Consider the following 5,226-nt stretch of genomic DNA (forward strand, 5'->3'; position numbering starts at 1 on the left):
TGCTCAACATCCGGTGGTACGTGTGGTCATTAATGAGGCCTATGCGCCTTTGACCTTTTTGGACGCCAGCGGCAATTTTCGTGGAATTACCTCGGACGTACTCGACTTGATTCGCCTGCGTACCGGCCTGAATTTCGAGGTCAAGCGTTTGCCGAGCATGACCGAAATGATAAAACAGGTCAGTGAAGGTCAGGCCGATGTGATCGGCACGATGATTCCCAGCGAAGCCCGCGAAGCCCGCTTCAGTTTCACTCGCCCTTATCTGGATACGTCGTTTGTTTTGGTCACCCGCCAAGAACCTTCGAGTCCGAGCCAGATGGACCAACTGGACGGCCAGCGCTTGGCGGTCACCCGAAACAGCCCGACACTGCCGTTCGTTCGACGCGAGCACCCCGATATTCAGCTGGTAGAAACGGACAACCCTTTTCAGGCACTGGATATGCTGGCGCAGCAACAAGTACAGGGCGCCATTGTGTCGCTTCCCACTGCCAACTATTTCTTGTCATCGCAACTGTTCAAAGACCAATTGCAAATGAGCGCCACTGTTGGCGATGACCAGGCTCGTATTTCCATGGCCACTGCACGCGATGCCACAGAGTTGAGTTCGATTCTCGACAAAGCGCTCTCCAGCATCGCTCCGGAGGACCTCGCAGTGATCAATAACCGCTGGCGTTCCTACGTACCACCCAGCGGCGGCTATTGGCGCAATTACCATGAACTGTTTTACCAAATAGTCATCGGCACCGGTTTGCTCCTGCTGGCCTCACTGGCATGGAACGCCTACATGCGCCGACAGATTAAAAAGCGTGAACTGACAGAGCGAGCTTTAAACGACCAGTTTGAATTCATGCGCACTTTGCTCAACGGTACGCCCCACCCTATCTATGTGCGCGATTGTGATGGGCTGCTGCAAACCTGTAACGATAGCTATCTAGCGGCTTTCGCAGTGACCCGGGAAGAGGTTATAGGTAAAACCGTGGCCGATGGTGTGCTGCGCAATGCGTTCGAAGCGCGTGAGTTCGCGGCTGATTACGAGCGTGTCATGGCCCAAGGCACTTCGCAGATTGTCGACCGTGCGTTGCAGATCGGTGATCGCTACCTGACCATTTACCACTGGATTCTGCCTTTTCGCGATTCACTGGGCGAGGTACAAGGCATCATTGGTGGCTGGATCGACATCAGCGAGCGACGAGAGCTCATGGAACAACTGCGCAGCGCCAAGGACCGGGCCGATGATGCCAGTCGCGCTAAAAGTACATTTCTGGCGACCATGAGCCACGAAATTCGAACGCCAATGAACGCAGTCATCGGCATGCTTGAGTTGGCGCTCAAACGCGCTGATCAAGGCCATTTGGATCGGCCTGCCATTGAAGTGGCTTACAGCTCGGCCCGTGACCTGCTGGAACTGATCGGTGACATTCTCGATATCGCTCGCATCGAGTCAGGTCGTCTCAGCCTTTGTCCTGAACGGACTAATTTGCGGGAGTTGGTTGAGTCAGTCGTCCGCGTATTTGACGGCCTCGCCCGACAAAAAAGCTTGATCCTGCTGCTCAATCTCGACAGCCGCATTAACGTCGACGTCCTGCTCGACCCCCTACGCTTTAAGCAGATTTTGTCCAACCTGCTCAGTAACGCCATCAAATTCACCGAGCGCGGCCAAGTTAAAATCAGCCTGATCGTAGAGGACAGCCCCGACCCGCTGCAATTGCACGTACAGTTGCTGATTCAGGACAGCGGGATCGGCATCAGCGAGGCTGATCAACAACGATTGTTCGAGCCCTTCGCCCAAGCAGATAATTCTGGCCACTTGGCCAGAAGCGGCGCCGGGCTGGGCCTGGTCATCTGTCGCAGCTTGTGCGAAATGATGGGCGGCCAGTTGAGCCTGATCAGTCAACCAGGCCACGGTACGCAGGTGATGATGGCATTGACACTGACCACCCTCGAGCCGCTCAGTGTCATGACCCAACCCACCGAACAGTTGCAGGGAGCCCTGACACCACTGAATATCCTTATCGTCGATGACCACCCGGCCAACCGGCTGTTGATGTGCCAACAGCTTGGTTTTCTCGGCCACCACTTCCAGTCAGCCGAAAACGGCGCAGAGGCCTTGCAGGTTTGGCTCAACGGCCGATTCGATTTGGTCGTGGTCGATTGCAACATGCCCGTTATGAATGGCTATGATTTGACCCGCTCGATTCGTACCCATGAGCAAACCCACTTGCTTGCGCCCTGCTCCATCTTTGGCTTCACAGCCAACGCGCAACCCGAGGAATATCAGCGCTGCCGTGATGCAGGGATGAACACCTGCCTCTTCAAACCCATCGGTCTCAACGCACTGACCGAACAGCTCGCCACGGTTAAACCGCTGTCAGCATACGAAGCCCCGCAATCGCCGCCCACCGTCAGTTCGCCAGTGTTCAGTATCGAGGGAATCAATGCCTTGACCGGAGGCAAACCGGAGCTGATTCAGCGTTTACTTTCGCAATTGCTCGCCAGCAGCCAGGAAGATCGCATCGAGCTCGAGGCGATAGAGAGCAACGATGATCATCGAAGCCTTGGTGACATGGCGCATAAGATCAAGGGTGCCGCTCAAATCATTCAGGCGTGCCACGTCATTACCCAGTGTGAAGCGCTGGAACACGCCTGCATCGAGGCTGCATCGGATGAAGTCATTGCCACGCTTCGGCGCGGCATGGAAGCTGCAATGAAAGAACTGGAATACGCGCTTCGCCTGCATCAAGAAGACGCCGAACGGTCATTGCTCAAGTGATTCTCAGATCAATGGCTATGCTGAGCGAGTGCAATGCAGCGCACACCTATGGAGAGATTTGCGATGCCCCCGAGCCCTTGGCCTTATAGACGTCGATTTCCGCTTCACATCCACATCAGCCTCATGTTCACGGTCCTGCTGCTGTTCACCGGCGTCGTGCTGGGAATTTTCAATTATGTACAAACCTCGCGAATAATTCTGTCGAGCAGCGAGAAGTTGTTTAGCAATATCGCCCAAGATGTAGAAGTTGATTTGCAACGCACCTATCAACCTATCCGCAGGCTTCTCAGCCTGCTTGCACTTTATGACGCCGATCAAGCCGTTACGCTGAAGCAACGGTTACTACTACTCAAACCGTTCACCCAATCGCTGCAAGACGATCCCAATATCGCTTCGTTGTACATCGGGTATGACAACGGCGATTTTTTCATGGTTCGGCCTCTACGGTCCGACATCCTCAGGCAATACGTTGAGGCGCCGGTACATGCGGCCTATCAAGTCTGGAATATCGGGCACAGCCCCGGTAGCTCGGTAGTGCAATCCCAGTCGCTTTTTTTCGACGACTCGTTACACCTGATCAGTCAACGCGACACCCTTGATGAACGCTTTGATCCCCGTGACCGGGACTGGTACAAACGCGCCCGTGGTGACGCGAACCAGATCACCACCGAGCCCTACGTATTTTTCTCCAGCCGCTCGGTTGGCACTACGTTAGCTAGACGCAGCGGTGCAAACAGCGTTATTGCCGCCGATCTCACCCTTGAAGCGCTGTCCTCGACGCTGGCCAAACACAGGGTGACTGCCAACACCGATGTGGTCCTGTTCGATAATGAAGGCAACGCCGTGGCCTATCCCGACAGCGCGAGGCTGATTGTCGAAAACGGTACCGCACAGTTAGCCAAGGCGAAGGACCTGAGCCCGGCGCTGGGTCAGTTATTCGAACACGGTGTCGACGCTTCCGGCCGTCTGACCCTTAACAATCGCACGTGGATAGTCGCCCGTAGCAGCATTGAGGAAGGCGGCCCACAAGGGTTGCAGCTGGCCATGCTGGTGCCCGAAGACGAACTGCTCGCCGACGCCATGCGCATGCGGTGGCAAGGCGCATTGGTGGCATTGACCACCTTGCTGCTGTGTTTACCCTTGGGCTGGGTAATGTCGCGCATCATGGTCAAACCTCTACGCGCATTGGTCAGCGAAGCTGATGCCATCCGCAGTTTCGACTTCACCCATCCGGCCAGCCATCGATCACTGGTGCTAGAGGTCGACCAGCTGTCGCTGTCCATGGCGCGAATGAAGGAAACGTTGGCCAGTTTTCTTCGAATCACTGCCAGTCTTTCGGCTGAAACCCGGTTCGACACACTTCTGCAAAGGCTGCTATCGGAAACCGTCACCATCAATCAGGCGCAGGCCGGGTTAATTTATCTGGTGGACAGCGAAAGCGGGTGCCTGGAGCCGCGGGGGCTGATCGTACTCGGCGTTCAGCACGCGCCACAACAATACGGCATTGGCGCAAAGGACCTGCACACGGGTCAAATGCCCGACTGGCTGCAACACCTCACCACCGATAAAAGCAGCCTCGTAGTAAGCGTCGGCTTCGAGCAAGCGGGCGACTTGCAAGCCCTGATGCAGGCCATTGAGTCGCCACGCGTGCACCTGCTGGGCGTTAGATTGAGTAATCAGCACGGCGAGACCATCGGCGTTCTAACCCTGATCCACGCGGATACCGGCACCTTCTCTGACCTGGAGAAAATCAGCCCGGAGCGCGTTGCATTCACCCAAGCGGTTTCCGGGGCTGCCGCGCTGTGTATCGAAAGCCAGCGCCTGCAGGCGCGGCAAAAAATGCTACTGGATTCGTTTATCCAGCTAATTGCCGGCGCCATCGACGCCAAAAGTCCCTATACCGGTGGCCATTGCCAGCGTGTGCCGGTGTTAACCCTGATGTTGGCGCGCGCCGCCGCTGCAAGCCAGCAACCGGCGTTCTGTGACTATCAGCCCACCGACGACGAATGGGAAACGTTGCATATAGCGGCCTGGCTACATGATTGCGGCAAAGTAACCACGCCCGAATACGTCGTAGACAAGGCCACCAAGCTTGAAACGCTGTACGACCGTATTCATGAAGTGCGCACGCGCTTCGAAGTGCTTAAACGCGACGTCTGGATCACCTACTGGCAAGCTTTGGCATCGGGTGACAGCGATCCCTTATTGGCCACCGCACGCGATCGTGAACTCAGCGCTTTGGATGATGATTTTAGCTTCGTCGCGCGCAGCAACTTGGGCGGGGAAGCTATGGAGGACGCAGATTTGCGGCGATTGGAGAGCATTGCCGCTCGCACCTGGATGCGCACGCTCGACGACCGGATTGGCGTGTCGTGGGAAGAAAACAAACGCCAAACCCGTAACCCGACGACAGCGTTACCTGCAAAAGAATTCTTGTTAGCCGATCGACCCGAACA

At 56.0% G+C, this 5,226-nt stretch carries 2 protein-coding genes; both read left to right on the top strand.

The window, feature by feature from the left end:
- On the top strand, positions 1 to 2,770 hold a 2,770-nt coding region (locus M0974_RS07780), incomplete at its 5' end, for a transporter substrate-binding domain-containing protein (RefSeq protein WP_297834924.1).
- 63 nt (positions 2,771 to 2,833) lie between these two features.
- A partial coding sequence (locus M0974_RS07785; protein ID WP_297834928.1) for a GAF domain-containing protein occupies positions 2,834 to 5,226 on the top strand: 2,393 nt, incomplete at its 3' end.

The organism is Pseudomonas sp. (genome assembly GCF_026224925.1).
Taxonomy (GTDB): domain Bacteria; phylum Pseudomonadota; class Gammaproteobacteria; order Pseudomonadales; family Pseudomonadaceae; genus Aquipseudomonas.